Origin of the sequence: Nocardia fusca NBRC 14340 (assembly GCF_001618425.1) — a bacterium.
Taxonomy (GTDB): domain Bacteria; phylum Actinomycetota; class Actinomycetes; order Mycobacteriales; family Mycobacteriaceae; genus Nocardia; species Nocardia fusca.
Map to the genome: position 1 here is coordinate 28,632 of NZ_BDCU01000059.1, position 16,874 is coordinate 45,505.

15 protein-coding genes are annotated in these 16,874 nt (G+C 67.3%); 9 read left to right on the plus strand and 6 right to left on the minus strand.

Translation table 11 applies throughout. From position 1 onward, the window contains the following. The first annotated feature begins 1 nt into the window (after position 1). Both NF4_RS32895 and NF4_RS32900 read left to right on the plus strand, forming a co-directional pair. Complete coding sequence (locus tag NF4_RS32895; protein WP_063131304.1) at positions 2 to 1,570, plus strand: dihydrolipoamide acetyltransferase family protein; 1,569 nt, start codon at positions 2 to 4, stop codon at positions 1,568 to 1,570. Next, a complete protein-coding gene (locus NF4_RS32900; protein WP_198165561.1) occupies positions 1,567 to 1,824 on the plus strand; it encodes a hypothetical protein in 258 nt (85 codons plus the stop codon). Before NF4_RS32895 ends, NF4_RS32900 begins: the two co-directional genes overlap by 4 nt. A gap of 22 nt (positions 1,825 to 1,846) precedes the next feature. Here the strand turns inward: NF4_RS32900 and NF4_RS32905 are convergent, their stop codons facing one another. Next, positions 1,847 to 2,398, minus strand: a complete 552-nt coding sequence (locus NF4_RS32905) for a flavodoxin domain-containing protein (RefSeq protein ID WP_063131306.1) — start codon at positions 2,396 to 2,398, stop codon at positions 1,847 to 1,849. 232 nt (positions 2,399 to 2,630) lie between these two features. On the opposite strand from NF4_RS32905, the gene NF4_RS32910 reads away from it, so the two are divergent. From NF4_RS32910 to NF4_RS32920, 3 genes are all read left to right on the plus strand, one after another. Beyond that, positions 2,631 to 3,302: a DUF2267 domain-containing protein gene (locus tag NF4_RS32910; protein ID WP_063131307.1), complete on the plus strand. Its 672-nt coding sequence runs from the start codon at positions 2,631 to 2,633 to the stop codon at positions 3,300 to 3,302. Between the two features lie 181 nt (positions 3,303 to 3,483). Then, a complete protein-coding gene (locus tag NF4_RS32915) occupies positions 3,484 to 5,520 on the plus strand; it encodes an erythromycin esterase family protein (RefSeq protein ID WP_063131348.1) in 2,037 nt (678 codons plus the stop codon). Between the two features lie 16 nt (positions 5,521 to 5,536). Next, positions 5,537 to 5,752 (plus strand): hypothetical protein, encoded by a 216-nt coding sequence (locus NF4_RS32920; protein WP_063131308.1) that lies wholly within the window; start codon positions 5,537 to 5,539, stop codon positions 5,750 to 5,752. Positions 5,753 to 5,797: 45 nt separating this feature from the next. On the opposite strand, the gene NF4_RS32925 is transcribed toward NF4_RS32920, so the two are convergent. Next, entirely contained in the window at positions 5,798 to 6,220 is a 423-nt protein-coding gene (locus NF4_RS32925) for an Hsp20/alpha crystallin family protein (RefSeq protein ID WP_063131349.1), read from the minus strand. A 366-nt stretch (positions 6,221 to 6,586) separates the two neighbouring features. On the opposite strand from NF4_RS32925, the gene NF4_RS32930 reads away from it, so the two are divergent. Further along, positions 6,587 to 6,847: a DUF1918 domain-containing protein gene (locus tag NF4_RS32930; protein WP_063131309.1), complete on the plus strand. Its 261-nt coding sequence runs from the start codon at positions 6,587 to 6,589 to the stop codon at positions 6,845 to 6,847. Positions 6,848 to 6,879: 32 nt separating this feature from the next. Here NF4_RS32930 and otsB read toward each other — a convergent pair whose 3' ends face one another. Then, a complete protein-coding gene (gene otsB, locus NF4_RS32935) occupies positions 6,880 to 10,866 on the minus strand; it encodes a trehalose-phosphatase (protein ID WP_063131310.1) in 3,987 nt (1,328 codons plus the stop codon). A gap of 40 nt (positions 10,867 to 10,906) precedes the next feature. Next, positions 10,907 to 11,893: an Acg family FMN-binding oxidoreductase gene (locus NF4_RS32940; protein WP_063814778.1), complete on the minus strand. Its 987-nt coding sequence runs from the start codon at positions 11,891 to 11,893 to the stop codon at positions 10,907 to 10,909. Between the two features lie 334 nt (positions 11,894 to 12,227). On the opposite strand from NF4_RS32940, the gene NF4_RS32945 reads away from it, so the two are divergent. After that, positions 12,228 to 13,097 (plus strand): universal stress protein, encoded by an 870-nt coding sequence (locus tag NF4_RS32945; RefSeq protein WP_063131311.1) that lies wholly within the window; start codon positions 12,228 to 12,230, stop codon positions 13,095 to 13,097. 86 nt (positions 13,098 to 13,183) lie between these two features. On the opposite strand, the gene NF4_RS32950 is transcribed toward NF4_RS32945, so the two are convergent. Together NF4_RS32950 and NF4_RS32955 are read right to left on the minus strand one after the other, a co-directional pair. Continuing rightward, positions 13,184 to 14,185: a zinc-binding alcohol dehydrogenase family protein gene (locus tag NF4_RS32950; RefSeq protein WP_063131312.1), complete on the minus strand. Its 1,002-nt coding sequence runs from the start codon at positions 14,183 to 14,185 to the stop codon at positions 13,184 to 13,186. A gap of 26 nt (positions 14,186 to 14,211) precedes the next feature. Next, positions 14,212 to 14,667: a pyridoxamine 5'-phosphate oxidase family protein gene (locus tag NF4_RS32955; RefSeq protein ID WP_232330757.1), complete on the minus strand. Its 456-nt coding sequence runs from the start codon at positions 14,665 to 14,667 to the stop codon at positions 14,212 to 14,214. Positions 14,668 to 15,048: 381 nt separating this feature from the next. Between NF4_RS32955 and NF4_RS32960 the strand changes: the two genes are divergently transcribed. Together NF4_RS32960 and NF4_RS32965 are read left to right on the plus strand one after the other, a co-directional pair. Beyond that, positions 15,049 to 15,990, plus strand: coding sequence for a DUF302 domain-containing protein (locus tag NF4_RS32960; protein ID WP_063131313.1), 942 nt, complete (start codon positions 15,049 to 15,051; stop codon positions 15,988 to 15,990). A 216-nt stretch (positions 15,991 to 16,206) separates the two neighbouring features. After that, on the plus strand, positions 16,207 to 16,854 hold the full coding sequence (locus NF4_RS32965; RefSeq protein ID WP_063131314.1) for a response regulator: 648 nt from the start codon (positions 16,207 to 16,209) through the stop codon (positions 16,852 to 16,854). Positions 16,855 to 16,874: the final 20 nt, after the last annotated feature.

Below are 16,874 nucleotides of genomic sequence, written 5' to 3' on the forward strand. Positions count from 1 at the left end.
GATGACCGAATTCACAATGCCGTCACTGGGCGCCGATATGGTCGAGGGCACCCTGCTGCACTGGTATGTGCGGCCCGGCCAGGTCGTGCACATCGGAGATGTGGTCGCCGAGGTCGATACGACGAAGTCGGCGATCGAGGTGGAAAGCTTCGACGACGGGATCCTCGCGGCGATTCTGGTGCCGGAAGGGGCCACGGTTCCGGTAGGAACTCCATTGGCAACCATCGAACCCGCCGCAGGGTCGGTCGGCGCCCCACCGCCTGCCGAGCGTACGGACGGTGAACCCGCGCCGGAAGGCACCCCGGTAGGTACCCACCCGGATGCAGCCACAACACCGGCAGCCGACCACACCGGCCCTACCCCGTTGCCGCCGCACACCGCCGAGGCGATATCCGGTGGCCGTGAGATCTCACCGCCGGGCGGTGGCAGGACCGGTAAGAAGGCCGGGCACGACCTACATGCCACCCCACTGATCAGGAAACTGGCCGAGGAAGCCGGAATAGATATCGACACCGTCCACGGCTCCGGTCCCGCGGGCCGCGTCGTGCGCGCGGATATCGACCGCATCAAAGCCGCCGGAAGCTCGAATGCGCCGAGCTCGGAGACCGAGAGAGTAGCGGCTCGTCCTGCCTCCACAATGAGCACCGTCCCTGGCGACCAAGCTGTCCAGGGCACACCGAAGACATATACGGGCCGCGCGTCGGGGTACGCCCGTCGCCTGGCCTCCGCAGCGGATATCGAGTTGAGCGGTGTGCAGGGCTCGGGCCCCGATGACGCGATACGCGCACGAGACCTCCCTACCGGCGTATCCGAGCGGCAACCTGTCCCCGACAGCGTCCGCCCGTCCCCACCGCGGAACGTACCGGGAGACAACGCGACAGCGGAAACCCCCCGGCGCTCCCCCGCCACTGCCCGCCAGATGATCGCGGCGGCGATGACCCGGTCCAAACGCACTGTGCCCCACTACTATCTGTCGAGCACCGTCGATATGGATGCCGCGATGCGGAGGTTGCGGACAGTCAACGAGCAGATGCCGGTACCGGAGCGCATCGTGTCATCGGCGCTGCTGCTGTGCGCCGCAGCCCGGGCGGCGCGCGCGGTACCCGAACTCAACGGCTTCTGGCTCGACGAAGAATTCCGTCCCGCACCCGATGTGCACGTGGGCATGGTGGTGTCGCTGCGCGAGGGCGGCATTCTGGTGCCCACCATTTCCGACGCCGACCACCTGTCCGCGACCGCGATGATGCAGGCCGTGCGCGATGCGGTAGCTCGGACCCGTGCCGGCCGACTGCGCTCCCGCGACATCCTGCAGGCCACCATCACCGTGACCAGCCTGGGCGATCTGGGCGCGGATGCGGTCTTCGGCGTGATCCCGGTCCCGCAGGTCGCGATCGTCGGATTCGGTGCCGTCACCGAAAAGCCCTGCGCGGTCGCCGGAATGGTGGGCGTCCGCCCACAGGTCACCGCCACGCTGTCCGCCGATCACCGGGCCAGTGACGGGGCCGTAGGGGCTCGTTTTCTACGGTGCCTCGCCGATCACCTACAGCATCCGGAGGAGTTGTGCCCATGACCACTGGAATGGCTTCCCGCGCGGAAGCAGTCGCTCTTGTCCGACATTCGCTCAGTGGCTTCGCCACCGAAGCCGAGCTCGCCGAGTTGGGCGAGACGCAGCCGCTGCGCAGCACGCTCGAACTCGACTCGATCGACTTCCTCACCTTCGTCGAACGGCTCGCCGCAGGCAGCAACCGAAGGATCGACGAAGACGATTACCCACGCCTGTCGACAATCGGATCCTGTGCGCAGTTTCTCACCGAAAGCCGTTAGCGAGCACACCGCCGTCCCGGGATCAGGGATGGATAACGTGTGTGCTTGCCGCGGGCAGGCCCAGCGAGTCACCGATCCCGGTGGCCCACCCTTGGATCGCGGACCAGTCCCGCAGATCGCCGTAGCGACCACCGCCCAGGAGACGGTAGAGCGTACGTGCCTTCCGGGATACGCCACGACGCTCGTAGATCCCGGCGAACGCACTGTAGTCACGGGCGCGTACCGCGTCACGCAGAGCTGCGATCTTCTTGGGAACGACCCGCCCGAGGCGCCGTCCGACCGGACCGCGTAACGCCGGTCCGAGCCCGACACCGAAGAGGCGGACATCGGTCGCGGCAAGCTCCGCGCGATTACGGCCGATATAGTCCACTGCGGCCGGCAGGAAATCCATATTGTGGATCGCGCTGCCGAGGATCACCATGTCGAAGTCCGCAGGGCCGGGTGCGTAGCCGACCTCGCGCAATTGCACCTCGGCGCCACGGTCTGCCAGATCAGCGGCGATGAACTCGGCGATATCGCGGGTGGAACCCTGTTCCGTGGCGTAGATGACCGCCACCTTCCTGGTCGGAGTCATGGTTCGAGTGTCGCTCGGTTCCGGACGCCTCGAGCAGAGTCGACAAGCCTTTGCCCCGGGGACCATCGACCCGCCGGGTCCGCTCCGGGCGTGAGCTTCGGGCAACCGATTGTGGTCAGGACCATCGCCCCGAGCATCGGCGACTTCCGGCCCTGCACGATTGCGGTACGGGAATCGAGGCTGGAAATGCACCCCACCGGTGTTCTCGGACGAGCCGCGAGGAGGCGACCGCATGGCGCACCGTAATGATCCGCTTGCCGCAGGAGTTCACACGGCACACGCCTGGCTGAACGCTGTCGCCGACGAACTGGGCACCGAGGACCGCCAGTTCGCCTTCCGTGCGCTGCGCGCGTGGATGCATACCGTCCGCGACCGGATCGGGGTGTCCAACTCTGCCCATATGAGCGCGCAACTGCCCGAACTCCTTCGTGGAGTGTGGTACGAGGGTTGGGTACCTGCCAGAGTGCCGGTCCGGCACAGCATCGCCGCGTTCATCGATCAATTCGCCGAACAAGCGCGCATCGACCGCGGTGAGGTCGTACCGATCGCCGGGAAGATCACCCGAGCACTGGACCAACTCTTCGCGCCCGGCCAGCTGACCCGGGTCTTCGCGGTGCTGCCCGGCCCCCTCGGCATCGCCCTGTGGGGTGATTTCCTCGGCGAACCCGAGACTGCGTACGCCTCACCTCGAGCGCCTACCCAGCGATACGCACCTGACCAGAACCACGACCTCGCCCAGCAGCTCCGAGTCCTGGGCGAGGCGGTAGCGGTGCTGGTCCGTGGACTCGAGCAGCTGCCCGCACTGCCCCCGGACGAGCAACGAGTTGCCGCCGCGGCACAGTCGGCGCACCGCATCTTGCTGGCCGAGGGGCTGGTCGATCAGCGCGCCACGGAAGTGAGTTGAGCATGCTGCAGTCCACAATGTCGCTCGGCCGTGCGCCCGGTCGGCGGAGGGGACCGGCTGCCGTGCGCGCCGCCGACCGTGAGACCACGAGACCAGGACGGAAGGCGCAATTATGCGCGGAATCGGCCGAGACCCACCGGCGAGACGATCGCATCACCCGATGAATCGGGAGGAGAACACCATGTCGGCACCGGAGACGGGAGCAACGCGGCCGAGCATCTTCCAGGACCGTCGCGAAGCGGGACGAGCACTGGCCCGGCTGCTGGAGCATTATCGCGGCGACCCCGACGTTGTGGTGCTCGGTTTGGCGCGGGGTGGTCTGCCGGTCGCGTGGGAGATCGCCGCCGCGCTGGGAGCGCCGATGGACGCGATGATCGTCCGCAAACTCGGTGCGCCCGGCAATCCGGAATTCGCCATCGGCGCGCTGGCCTCCGACGGCCGTATCGTACTCAACGACGATGTCGTACGCGCCCTGCGACTCTCCGCCGCTCAGGTTCGGGAAATAGCACGCGACGAGGCGGCGGAGCTGTCCCGGCGTGAGGCGGCCTATCGCAGCGGGCGTGGGCCGCTCGAGGTGGCCGGCCGCACAGTGGTCCTCGTCGATGACGGGCTCGCGACCGGCGCGAGCATGTTCGCCGCCGTCGAGGCGATCCGCGACGCGGAACCGAAACAGATCGTCGTCGCCGTCGCAGCCGCACCCGAATCCACCTGCCGCGAACTCGGCGCCGCGGTCGATGAATTCGTCTGCGCGACGATGCCCTCACCGTTCCGGGCCGTCGGCGAATCGTATTGGGATTTCACCCAGGTCACCGACGAAGAAGTCGCGGAATTGATGGCGGCCCCCACGAGGGGCGCACCCCCGCGCCGTGCTCCGGATGCGGCGATCGTGCGCGATGCGGGCATCGATGCCCCCGCCGGGGTGCCACCGGGGGAGGTACTCGATGATCTCGTCGGCGACGCCCGGTTCGTCCTCATCGGAGAGAGCTCGCACGGTACCCATGAGTTCTACTCGGCGCGCGCGGAGATCACCAAATGGCTCATCGAACAGCGCGGGTTCACCGCGGTGGCGGCCGAAGCCGACTGGCCCGACGCGCACCGGGTCGACCGATACGTCCGGGGGCACGGCGACGACCACGACGCGGAGAGCGCCTTGGCGGGCTTCGAGCGCTTTCCGTCGTGGATGTGGCGTAACACCGTGGTCCGGGACTTCGTCGAATGGTTGCATGCCCACAACGCACGATGCCGTGCGGCCGGTGTCACCGAATCCGGGTTCTACGGGCTCGATCTGTACAGCCTGCACCGTTCGATGCGCGAAGTGGTGCGCTACCTCGACAAGGTCGACCCACGCGCGGCACGGCGGGCCGAAACGCGCTACTCGTGCTTCGACCAGGTGAGCGGTGACGAAGCCGAGGCCTACGGTTTCGCCGCGGCGTTCGGCGCCGGCGAGTCGTGCGAAAGTGAAGTCGTCGATCAACTGATCGAACTGCAGCGCGGGCTGCTCACCGCCACGATGTCACACGGCCGGGGTGCCGACGAACAATTCGACGCCCTGCGCAACGCCTGGTCGGTCCGCAATGCCGAGGCCTACTATCGTGCGATGTTCGCGGGGCGGGTGCACTCGTGGAATCTCCGCGACCGGCATATGGCGCAGACCTTGGAGGCCCTGGCCACCCACCTGGCACGACCGGGAGAATACGCTCGGATCCACGGCGAACCACGCATCGTGGTGTGGGCACACAACTCCCACGTCGGCGACGCGCGCGCCACCGAACTGGGTTCCGAAGGCCAGGTCACTATCGGCCAACTGGTCCGCGAACGCCACGGCGCGCAGTGCCGGACCATCGGTTTCAGCACCAGCTCGGGTACCGTCACCGCGGCCCGGTCCTGGGGCGGACCCGCGCTGCGCGAAACCGTTCGTGATCCGCTACCGTCCAGCCTCGAATGCCTGTTGCGCGATACCGGGAGGCCGGAGTTCCTGCTCCGGCTCGATACCGCCGGAACGGCCACCGAAGTGCTCGACACGCCCCGGATACAGCGCGCCATCGGTGTCGTGTACAGCCCCGGCACCGAGCGACAGAGCCACTACTTCCACGCTCGCACGGCCCGGCAGTTCGATGCCCTCATCCATATAGACACCACGACCGCGCTGCAGCCACTGCCATCGGACAGCCGCCGCGGCCGGGGCACCATACCGGAAAGTTACCCCAGTGGCCTGTGAACCGTTGCCGGCGTAGGTGGCTGTTGACGCGTTCGAGTCCGTTGTCGTCCGCGACGCCGGTGGCCGCGGCAGTTCGTGCGGCAAGCCGTTCAAGTGGACCCGGGCCCCGCTTCCCGACCGGCACGGCATCGAGGTGCCGGGTGCGCAGATCCTGCATGAGTTCTTCGATGAACGGCATCCCTTGCTTCTGCGCGCATGCGTTCCTACGATCCACGTGACGTTCTCCCGGTGACCGGCTCCCGAGCCGGGCACCGGCGTCCGCATCGGTGCCCGCTGTTCAGTCGGCGGTGGTGACCTCGATTTTTTTGGCGGTTTCCTGCGGTTCCCGCAGCGGGACGCCGACAGTGAGGATGCCTCGAGCGTAGTCGGCTTCGATCTTGTCCGTTTCCGCGTTCTGGGGCAGCGCGACGGTGCGGTAGAACGAACCGTAGCTGAACTCGGAATGGCCGTTCTCGACTTTCTTTTCCGATCGTTCGGCCTTGATTACCAGCTGGCGTCCCTGGACGCTCACGTCGATATCCTTGTTCGGATCGACGCCGGGGATCTCCGTGCGAACGGTGTATCGACCGTCTTCGACCGAATCCTCGACGCGTAGCAGGTGACCGCTGAACATCGGCCCGAGACCGGTCGGGGCGAATGTGTTCCACAGATCGTGCAGTTCCGGAAGCAGTGGCTCACGGTGAGCAGGGAGCAGTCCCATGATGTCTCCTTCGATGACGCCGGATATATGACCCACCGATTCCACCGTGTCACGGTGCGTCCGGGCCAGGGTCCGACGTCGCCGCATCCACCGCCGGGCGACCACTCACCGAAGGACGGAAGTCCCCGACATTCGTCGGTGTCGGCACCGTGCATCGCACGCCGTGCCACATCGCCCTTCGCCTGTCCGCCGAGTAGGACCAAGTACCCATGGTGTGACGACGATCGGACCTCGTGGAACACGCTTCCGTGGTCGAGCCTTGAGGAAGGTTGCGTAACTCGCACGAAGATACGCGCAGTCCGCGGGAGGCGACGGCAGAAGCGTCCCCCCGCGCGACCGGAACGAGCCGGAGGAGGCCGAGTTGCGATGCGAGCCCAGGTCGGGGATTGGCTGATCGTCGAGGGACGGGCACTCGGTGGCACTGTTCGCCGGGGACTGATCGAAGAAGTCCACGGCACTGACGGCGCGCCACCGTACCTCGTGCACTGGACCGATACCGGGAGCCGCGCACTCACGTTTCCCGGTCCCGACGCCCGCGCGGTGACGAGCGCGGAGTTACGGGCCGAGGAGGAGATCGTGGCGAACCATTTCTCCTCGAAGCACTACCGGCCGACGACGCGCACCTGATGGTAGCGAGCTGTTCCGGCCGGAAGTGTTCGCTACGCATCCGTCGCCGGGGCCCGACGATCCTCCAGGCGAACGGTGTCCCCTGGCGACAGGCGTACCGCCTGGTCCCGGCAGACGATATCGATCGGCGGTGCGTACCCGGGTTCGGAACCTATCTCGACTCCCCTGCCGCCGACTCGCACCATCAGCCGATGACCCCGGTACAGCATGGGAAACGACAGCGTGCCCAGCGTTTTCGGCCAGTAGGGACAGAAGATGAGCCGGTCACCGCGTAACTCCAGTCCGGTGAAGCAACGCTGGAGCAGGTCGACGCTGCCCGCCATCGCGGCCAGGTGGATTCCTTCGCTGGTGGTCCCACCCTGGATATCGCCCACATCGGATTCGACCACCCGCGCGAAGAATTCCAGCGCGCGTTCCCGGTTGGCGCGGGCGAGCACCCAGGAATGCACCAGGGCGCTCAAGGTCGAACCGTGCGATGTCCGGGTCAGGTAGTAGTCGATCGTCCGGGGGATCATTTCCCCCGGTAGCTCGTAGCCGAGGCGTGCGAACAGTTCGCGCAGTTCGTCCGCCGAGAACAGGTAGAACAGCATGAGCACATCGGCTTGTTTTCCCGCGCGGTATCGGCCGATATCGTCGCCCTCGGCTTCCAGTATCCGGTCCAGCCGCTGGATATCACCGTAACGGCGCCGGTAGTGGTCCCAGTCCAGTTCCTGTAACCGGTCGTAGCCCTCGAACTGACTGATGACACCGTCGTGGAAGGGCACGTACATCCGGTGGGCGACCTCGCGCCAATGCGGTAGCTCCCTGGAAGCCACACCGAGGCGCTCGAGCAGTTCGGCGCGAGCGCGGGGTGCGATCACCTGGAGCGCTTCGAGTGCGCAGTGGATCGTCCAGGCGGCCATGACATTGGTGTAGGCGTTGTTGTCGACACCCGCTCGCGGTGCGTCCGGGTAACCGGCATGGAATTCGTCCGGGCCGATGACGCCGGTGAGTACGTAGCGATCGAGCCGCATATCGAAATCGGCCAGCGCCGCCCAGAACCGGGCTGTTTCCACCAGCAACTCGGCGCCGCGCTCGGTGAGGTACTCCAGATCGCCGGTCGTCTGGTAGTACTGCCAGACGGTGTAGGCGACAGCGGCACCCACGTGGTGCGCGCGTCGGCTCGGGTCCGGATTCCACCGGCCGGACAGCGGATTGAGGTGGAGCTGCTGGCTCTCCTCGCGCCCATCGCTTCCGGACTGCCAGGGAAACATCGCTCCGACGAGCCCGGCCGCGGCGGCCGCCCGGCGGGCTTCGGGTAGGCGCCGGTACCGGTAGCGCAGCAGTGACCGGGTCAGCCCCGGAAATCGTGGGGTCAGGACGGGCAGCACGAACAGCTCGTCCCAGAAGACATGGCCGCGATAGGCCTCACCGTGCAGGCCGCGCGCGGGAACTCCGGCATCCAGGTCGGCAGTGCTCGGCGACAGTGTCTGGATCAGATGGAGCAGATGCAGGCGCAGGGTTCGGACCGAGCCGTGGTCGTCGAGGTCGATACGCAGACGTCCCCAGATCCGATCCCAGGAAGCGGCGTGTCCGGCGAACAAAGTTTCGTAGTCCTGCGCAGTCTCCAACCCTCGTGCTGCCTCGTCATCGGGGCCGGCCGAGGCGTGATCACGACCTGTGCACACCACCACCGTTTTCTCCAGGACGACCGGATCACCTTCGCCGGCTTCGACGGTGAACTCGTGGCCGATAGATCTCTCCTCACATACAGTCTCCGGCGCTGCGGCCCTGCCGGATCGCAGGATATTGCGGATCGCGACGGTTATCGGTACCAGCGAACTGTTGGTCTGTGTCGCCAGGATCGCCGAATCGCCGGACAGCCGGGTTGTGCGCACCGCACCCAGATGGGTACCGGACAGATCACGGTAACGCTCGACGAGGCTGTTGGTCACCGATCCGTCCACGGTCGAGCGAAGGCGCAACGCTCCCGTCCAATTCTCGGCGGTGATCGTGGTGACGAGTGCGGCCAGGTGGGGCCGGTGTACGGCCACGAAACGCCGCTGCTCCACTCTGGTTATCCGCCCGGTGGCGTCGCGGAACCGGAACCGACGGGTCAGCTCGGCGCGGCGGATATCCAATCGCTGGCGGTAGTCCAGCAGTTCCGCGGTGTCGAGTTCGAACCAGTCGCCGTCGGATATCCGGAAGGTGACCGGCAGCCAGTTCGGCACATTCACCAGGCTCTCGTTGTCGATCTCCTGCCCCGCCACACGGTCACGGAGCCGGTTGTAGAGGCCGGCGACGTAGGTTCCGGGGTAGTGCGATTCACCCGCTCGGCATTCCGGCGCCGCACCGCGGGTGGCAAAGTAGCCGTTGCCCAGGGTGCACAGCGCTTCGCGGAGCTTCTCTCGCTCCGGCTCGTAGCCCTCGTAGACCAGTGACCAGGTCTCCGTCTCGGTTGCGGCCGGTTCGGCGCGCACGAAATGTACCAGTCGTTTCAGGAAATTGCCGACCCGGCGTGACCCGGCCAGCGAGTAGCGGGCGGCGGTGTACCTGCCGGTGTTCTCCACGTCGTGCACGACCAGGGCGAGCCCGTCCGGCTCGATCGCGTCGAAGGCGTCCTCGTCGGTCACATCGTCGCCGAGATATACCGGGAGGACGGCGCCATCGAGATGCCGCAGGATCCAGCGCACCGCGTCGCCCTTGTCCCAGTCGACGTCCGGCCGCAGCTCGACGACTTTGCGACCGGTGCTCACCCGCAGACCGGCGGAACCCCCGGTATCGCGCACCGTGGTCATCACCTGCCCGGCGGCCTCGGCGGCGGCGGTGCGGAAGTGCACGGCGACCGCGAACGGCTTGTGCTCGACCGCTACACCCGGGATATCGCGGAGTCGCGATCTCAGGTGTTCGGCGGCATCGGCCAGGGTTGTTTCGGCGCCGGGCACCACATCGTGTACATGCCGGGTACCGTCGGGGGCCATCAATTCGAACCCGTGACTGCCGGCGAGCCATACCCCGGGTACCGGCATTCGTTCGCGGAGATCGTCCAGACCCCGGCCGCTGATCACCGCGACCGGGCAGCGTTCGGCCAGTTCCGTGAGGGCGGTCGCCACGCCCTCCACCATCTCGGCGACAGCCGGGTCGGTGACGATCTCGGCCAGGGTTCCGTCGAAATCCAATAGCACAGCAGGCTTCTCGATGCCAAGTAAATCTGTGACCCGGGGCCAGAATTCGAACGCGTCCGGCACCTCCCCGATCCGGCGGAAACCTCCCCGTACCCCTATCCGCACCGCGTCGTCGACGGCCGCGTCGGCTCCCGCAGCCACCAGCCGACCGCCGCGACCGGTCCGCTCGATTCCGATGACCAGCGCGAAACCTCCGGCTCGTCCGGCTGCCACTCCCGCTTCGGCATCCTCTACGACTACCGCCCGGGCCGGAGCGATGTCCAGGCGCGATACCACCTCACACAGCATCGCGGGATCGGGCTTTCCCGGCAGTCCCAGCTCCGCGGCGTCCACCCCGTCGACCCGGACCTCGAAGAGATGAGCGATACCGGCGGCCGCGAGTACCTGCGCGCAGTGCCGGCTGGCCGAGAACACCCCCGTACGTATTCCCTGGAAACGGAGGCGGCGCACCAAGGCGACGGTCGAATCGAATGCCGCCACCCCGTCGCGGGCGAGAATCTCCCGGAAGAGATCGTCTTTCCGGTTACCCAATCCGCATATGGTCGCGGCCGAATCCGGATCGGCCGGATCGCCGCGGGGCAGTTGGATATGCCGGGCAGTCAGGAAATCCTCGACGCCGGAGTAGCGGGGTTTACCGTCCACGTATTTCAGGTAGTCCGCCTCGGTGAACGGCGACCGATCCTCTCCGGTGCCGGGCGGTCTCGCCGCCAGAAAGGCGTCGAATGTCGCAGTCCAGGCGGCAGCGTGTATCGAGGCACTGTCGGTCACCACGCCGTCCATATCGAAGATCACCGCGTCGTATCGGCGGGTGTCGATCTGCGGCACCGGATCGTGGGCCGCCGGCTCGATGTGCATGGAACCTACCTGTCTCGAACAGGGACACGTCGTCCTGGGTTCAGCGGTGGGGCGGGGCCACCTGGAGGATCTCGCCGGTGCCGCGCCGTGGGGTACGCGGTGGCGGCGGCGCCACAGCCCTACCGATACGGACGAGGACCTGCGGGAACGGGTCACCGACCAATTCGGTGACGTGGGCCCGGGCGGCAGGAAGCTCTGTCATATGCGTGAGAACACAGCTGGACATACCCGCGGCGGTGGTCTCCAGCAGTACCGCCGATAGCGCCTCACCGCAGTAAAGCAGCGACTCGACCGTGTCGTCGGTGCTCGACAGCACCACGATGGTTGCCGCATCGGGCACGATATCGCCGTAACCTGCGCCCAGCGGTCCCGGCGAAAAACTTCGCTCGCTCGGCACCCGGGCGGCGACAGCCGGCGCGGGCAATCTCTCGGCGGGGATGCCGCCCGCCTCCTGTGTGCCGCTACCTGTCCACCAGACGAGCTCCTTTCCGTAGAGCGGATCGTGCCGGCGCACAGTCGCAGTGGTACGCGACAGCTGATCCAATTCGCCTCGCCGACCTTCGTCGACGGTGTGCACATGTGAATTGTGGCGCCGGCACAGAGTGCGCAGCGTGAGCTCGAGCTCCGCCCACGCTTCCGGGGCGGCGAGAGGCGCTCGGTCGGTGTATCGGCGGTCTATCGCATCGCTGTGCCGCCGGTCGGTCGCGAGCGGTTCACACTGCCCCGCGAACGACAACGCGGCCAGACGCGCGCGGTCACCCGGCTTCGGAAAACGGGCTGTGCGGGCCGCCCAGCCCGCCGCCGCCCACGCCACCCGGGCATGGTCCAGCAACGCGCCGCAGGCGAGAATGCCCTGCCGGTTGAAAGCATCGGTCGCGGGCAGCAGGCGATCGGCATCGACGAACAGATCGAGCGTGGCACCGTCCCAGCGCCACCGCCAGGGTTGGCTGTTGTGCAGCGACGGCGCGCGGCAGGCCCGCGACAGCACCGCACGCACCGTGCCCACATCCGGACTCTGCTGGAGCATTCGACCTCCTCCGCCGTTCGATGTCCCGGCGCTGAAACGTTGCGGGACCACCACCGGCCGTGGGCAGTCATCGCAGACCTGTTCGCACGTATCGTCCCGCACCCGCCCGCGCCGGCGGGAGTGCCGAAAGTCCCTGCCGACGATATTTCGGGCTCCGGCCGGTCCGGCCCGGCGGGAAGACGACTTTGGACTCCTGGGCCCGGGACCAAGGTCCGCATCGACGGTCCCGCCGACCTTCTAACGTCGCACCATCGGCACCAGCCGGAACGGTTCGGAAGCCGCGACCGGACGCGTCGCGGATTCTCGAGCCGGTGAGCGGGAGGAATTCGCCCCAGTGAGTACACACACCGAACCAGCCGTCGTCGTAGGTATCGACGGTTCGTCCGTTTCTCTCGGCGCCCTGCGCTGGGCCGCCCGAGCCGCCGCCCGGTACGGCGTCCCGTTGGACCTGGTCTACGCCGTCGGCGCACCTATCGATTTCGGCCCCGGGCTCGGCGTCGTGGCCTTCGATAATCAAGCGATGCGGGCCGACGGCGAGGCCGTCTGCGCATCCGCCGAGAAGCTCGCCCGTGAAATCGCCGGCGAACTGGAGATCAGCACAGTCGTCGTCGATCCGGCGCCCGCGCCCACGCTGATCGAGCGATCTCGCGACGCCCGGATGGTCGTCGTCGGAACGCACGGGTACGGCGCCCTGGGCAGGGGGCTTCTGGGATCGGTGAGCACGGCCCTGGCCCGGCATACGCACTGCCCGGTCGCAGTCATCCCGGAAACTTACGCTGAGCACGAGGACGAACGTTCCAGCTTGCCCGTGGTCGTCGGAGTGGACGGCTCCGCGCGCGGCGCGGAGGCTGTCGGGATCTCCTTCGAGGAGGCCTGCCGGCGCGGTGTCGCTCTCGTGGCGGTCACCACGTGGTCGGAATTCTTCCGATACGTCTCTCGCTCCGAGATGCAGGAGCAGGCCCGCGCGGTCCAGGCCGAAAGCCTGGCCGGTTACGCGGAGCGGTATCCCGATGTACCCGTCACCCACGTCGTGGTCGAGGAGCGGCCCGCGCGGCGTCTGCTGCGCGAGGCCGACGGTGCGCAACTCGTGGTCGTCGGTAGTCACGGCCGCGGCGGTTTCGGCGGGATGACGCTCGGCTCGACCGGTCAAGCCGTGCTCCACGGTCTCTCCGTCCCGCTGATCATCGCTCGGCAGCGAATCTAGCGGGCAATTCGTCTGTACGGCAGGCCGTTGCGGCTGCACGACGGTCTGCCCTGACCCGGTCGGCGCCGAGCGGCGCCCGGATCCGTTCAGGGCACCAGGACCGCGGCCCCATCGAAACGTCCGTGCGACAGATCGGATAGAGCTCGATCGGCTCGATCCAGCGAGTACGGATGCGTCGTGACCCGCAACCGGTGCTCTTGCGCGAAGGCCATGAATTCACGCGCATCGACCCGGGTATTGGACGTGACACTGCGGAGCTGCCGTTCCCGGAACAGGTGGCGCTGGTAGTTGAGCGGGGGAATATCGGTGAGATGAATCCCCGCGAGAGCCAGTGTGCCTCCCGCGCCGAGCGCCTCCAGCGCGGGGGGCACCAACTCACCCACCGGCGCGAAGAGGATTGCCGAATCCAGCTGTTCCGGCGGCGGGTCGGCTGCCCGCTGGACAGAGGAGACTCCGAGCTCCGAGGCCAGCTCACGCGCAGCGGCGCCTCTGGTCATGACGTGGACACGGGCACCCCGCGCAAGAGCGACCTGGGCCGTGAGATGGGCGCTGCCACCGAAGCCGTAGATGCCGAGCACGCCCCCGTCCGGCAGTGCTGCGCGGCCGAGGGCTCGGTAGCCGATGATGCCGGCGCACAGCAGAGGCGCCAGCTCGCGGTCGTCGTATCCGGTCGGCAAGGGCAGCGCGAAATCCGCCGGGACGGTGACGTATTCGGCGTAGCCGCCGTCAGCGTCCCAGCCGGTGTAGCGCGAGCCGGGGCACAGGTTCTCCGCGCCGCGCTGGCAGAACTCGCATATTCCGCAGGTATGGCGCAGCCACGGGATCCCGATGCGGTCCCCCACCGCGAACCCGGTGTGATCCGTGTGGTCGGTATCGACAACTTCCGCGACGATCTCGTGGCCGGGTACGACATGGCGGCGATGGACCGGTAGGTCACCCTCCACGACGTGGAGGTCGGTCCGGCACACACCGCACGCCAGTACCCGGGCCAGCAGCTCGCCGGGCCCCGGCTCCGGAACCGGCTCGTGGCACGCGCCGAGCGGACTCCGGTCGATACTGCCCGCAGAGCCCACCCGCCAAGCTCGCATGGCCGCGGGCGCTGGTCGCGAACGGTTCACACCGCGACCTCTTCGATCATTCTCGTACCGGAGACCAGGGTGGGTTCCATGCCGAGCACCACTCCGGCCGGGTCGTCCCATGCGCCGAGCCGGCGCGCGTACTCTGCCGCCAGTTCACCGGCGGCGATGGTGTGGGCCGGACCGATGGCCAGCACCGACCATCCGGTCCATCGCACCGGATCGATATCGTCGGCTTGGTAGGCGACGATCACCGATCGCCCCAACGCCGGTACGAGCCCGGCGGACAAGCGAGTACAGAACACGATCGACCCGTCCGCACCGATCACATGGTTCACCGGGCGCACCGCGGGTAGCGCGTCGTGGGTGAACACGATCCGCCCGAACGGGGCGGCCGCGAGCAACCGCAAAGCCTCCGCCCGCTCGATTCCCACGGTCAGCCGCGTACCCGCGCCGTGGTCCGGGGTTCTCTCCGAACCTGGCACCTGTGTCACCGCTTCCTCGCTCGGCCCATACCTCGATAGCACCATCGAGCCGAAACTCAGGACAGGGTCGAAATCCCTTTCCGTAGTGCAGGAGGTCATGACCTGAGCGGGCGCCACGCAACACACGAGATGGGCGAGAATGCAGTTCGGTCGGGTCGCGGCGATGCGTCACCGGATAAGCCGAAGGTCCTCTTCGCGAAGGTCGCGCGGCACTGTGCACTCGGCGTGGCGGTTCGTAGCGTCGAGATCATCGGGTGATCCGGCACCCGGTCCCCGTCGAAGGCGTAGTTCCGCCAAAGGAGGCAGGTCCTTCGCTTTCGCACTCCGGTCGGGGCACCCACCGGGGATATCGGACTGCCGCACCTCGGCCCGGCATCACGGAGGCGAAGCATGCGCTACCAGGTCAGCGTGGACGAGTCCGGCCCGCATACCGTGCTCGCCGTCCGTCGGAGGGTGCGGGCCGACCAGGCCGGGGACGATATCGGCAACGGTATGGCCGAACTTTACGAACTGGCCCGCACACTGCGTCTCGTACCGATCGGCCCACCACGCACGACCTACCACGGTGACTTCCGCCCCGGCGCCGCGACCGGTGTCGAATTCGAGCTGCCGGTCACCGGACCGGCAGGGGATACCGACCTCGACTTCACCATCCGCCGCACCGAACAGCACTCCTTCGCACACACCTACCACCACGGTGATTACGCCGGCATCGCCGCGGCCTACCAGGCGATCGACCGCTGGATCCAGGACTCCGGCCGCCACGCCACCGGTCCGCCCACCGAGATCTACCACGTGGCACCGGATGGGACTGTTGCCCCCGCCGAGCTGCTCACCGAGATACGCGTTCCGGTCACCCCGGTCGTCCTGGCCGTCCGGGTCCACGGCCCGTTCGCGACCATTGTCGACACAACCCGCGAGATATTGCGTGATCAGGGCTTCGAGGTCATCGGCGAGTTGGACGTCGCGAAGGCGATGGCCGCGCGATCGGGGAACGAGTTCGCGAGCTGTTCGATCATCGACGCCTACCACCCCGGCCTCGCTCTCCGGATGATGGAAGCAGTCGGCGCTATCGCACCACTGCTGCCCTGCTCCATAAGCCTGCGAGCAGACGGTGCGCTCACCGTCATCGAAACGACCGACCCGGACCTGCTCGTGAAACGAGGCGACCTCGGCGCACTGGAACCGATGGGTCGGGAGATGAGGCAACGACTGGAAACCCTGCTGCGAACCCTCGCGGACAAGTGCGCGGCCGACGACGAAGTACCGGGTGCTACCTCGCGGGTTACGACACAAGCCCCGGGACGAGCACAAGTGCGAGGTGACCGGTGATCATCGAACAGTTCGCCTCCTGACCGACCGGGTCGAGCGACTCCTGACCGACCGGCTACAGCGGCACCACCGGATTCCGGAGCCACCGAACGGCACGCGGGAGCGCCGGGCCGGACAAGAGGTCTTTGGTCCCGGAAAGCGGGGCCCTCTATCACCGCACGGCCGCCTGTTCACTCCGTAGTCTGTAACGACCTGTACCTGAGAGAAGGTGGGTCCATGATCAAGGTGTTCTTGGTCGACGACCACGAGATCGTGCGCCGCGGAGTGGCCGATCTGATCGAGTCCGAACCGGATATGGAAGTCATCGGCGAGGCCGCGAACGCCTCCCAGGCGCTGGCCCGTATTCCCGCCCTGCGACCCGATGTCGCGGTCCTCGATGTGCGGCTGCCCGACGGCAACGGTATCGAGCTGTGCCGGGAACTGCTCTCGGCCGGCCGCGGGCTGCGCTGCCTGATGCTGACATCGTTCACCGATGAGCAGGCCATGCTGGACGCCATCCTGGCCGGAGCGAGCGGCTACGTCGTCAAGGACATCACCAGCCTCGACCTGACCAGCGCCATCCGGCAGGTCGGCACCGGGAAGTCGCTACTGGACAACCGCGCCGCGGCCACCCTGATGGCGAAGTTCCGGGCCGAAGCCGAAGCCGCCACCGGACCGCTGGCCGGCCTGACCGACCAGGAACGCACCCTGCTCATGCTGCTCGGTGAGGGTCTCACCAACCGGCAGATCGCCGGACGGATGTTCCTGGCGGAGAAAACGGTGAAGAACTACGTATCACGATTGCTGACCAAACTCGGGGTCGAACGCCGGACGCAGGCCGCCGTGATCGCGTCGAAGATGACCCTGCCCGACAAGAAGGTGTAGCTCCGGTCACGCCTGCCGCC

What these genes read in the sequence shown, in the direction of transcription:
- NF4_RS32895 (WP_063131304.1), top strand. Translation starts at nt 2, where the DNA reads ATGACCGAATTCACAATGCCGTCACTGGGCGCCGATATGGTCGAGGGC.
- NF4_RS32900 (WP_198165561.1), top strand. Translation starts at nt 1,567, where the DNA reads ATGACCACTGGAATGGCTTCCCGCGCGGAAGCAGTCGCTCTTGTCCGA.
- NF4_RS32905 (WP_063131306.1), bottom strand. Translation starts at nt 2,398, where the DNA reads ATGACTCCGACCAGGAAGGTGGCGGTCATCTACGCCACGGAACAGGGT.
- NF4_RS32910 (WP_063131307.1), top strand. Translation starts at nt 2,631, where the DNA reads ATGGCGCACCGTAATGATCCGCTTGCCGCAGGAGTTCACACGGCACAC.
- NF4_RS32915 (WP_063131348.1), top strand. Translation starts at nt 3,484, where the DNA reads ATGTCGGCACCGGAGACGGGAGCAACGCGGCCGAGCATCTTCCAGGAC.
- NF4_RS32925 (WP_063131349.1), bottom strand. Translation starts at nt 6,220, where the DNA reads ATGGGACTGCTCCCTGCTCACCGTGAGCCACTGCTTCCGGAACTGCAC.
- NF4_RS32930 (WP_063131309.1), top strand. Translation starts at nt 6,587, where the DNA reads ATGCGAGCCCAGGTCGGGGATTGGCTGATCGTCGAGGGACGGGCACTC.
- otsB (WP_063131310.1), bottom strand. Translation starts at nt 10,866, where the DNA reads ATGCACATCGAGCCGGCGGCCCACGATCCGGTGCCGCAGATCGACACC.
- NF4_RS32940 (WP_063814778.1), bottom strand. Translation starts at nt 11,893, where the DNA reads ATGCTCCAGCAGAGTCCGGATGTGGGCACGGTGCGTGCGGTGCTGTCG.
- NF4_RS32950 (WP_063131312.1), bottom strand. Translation starts at nt 14,185, where the DNA reads ATGCGAGCTTGGCGGGTGGGCTCTGCGGGCAGTATCGACCGGAGTCCG.
- NF4_RS32960 (WP_063131313.1), top strand. Translation starts at nt 15,049, where the DNA reads ATGCGCTACCAGGTCAGCGTGGACGAGTCCGGCCCGCATACCGTGCTC.
- NF4_RS32965 (WP_063131314.1), top strand. Translation starts at nt 16,207, where the DNA reads ATGATCAAGGTGTTCTTGGTCGACGACCACGAGATCGTGCGCCGCGGA.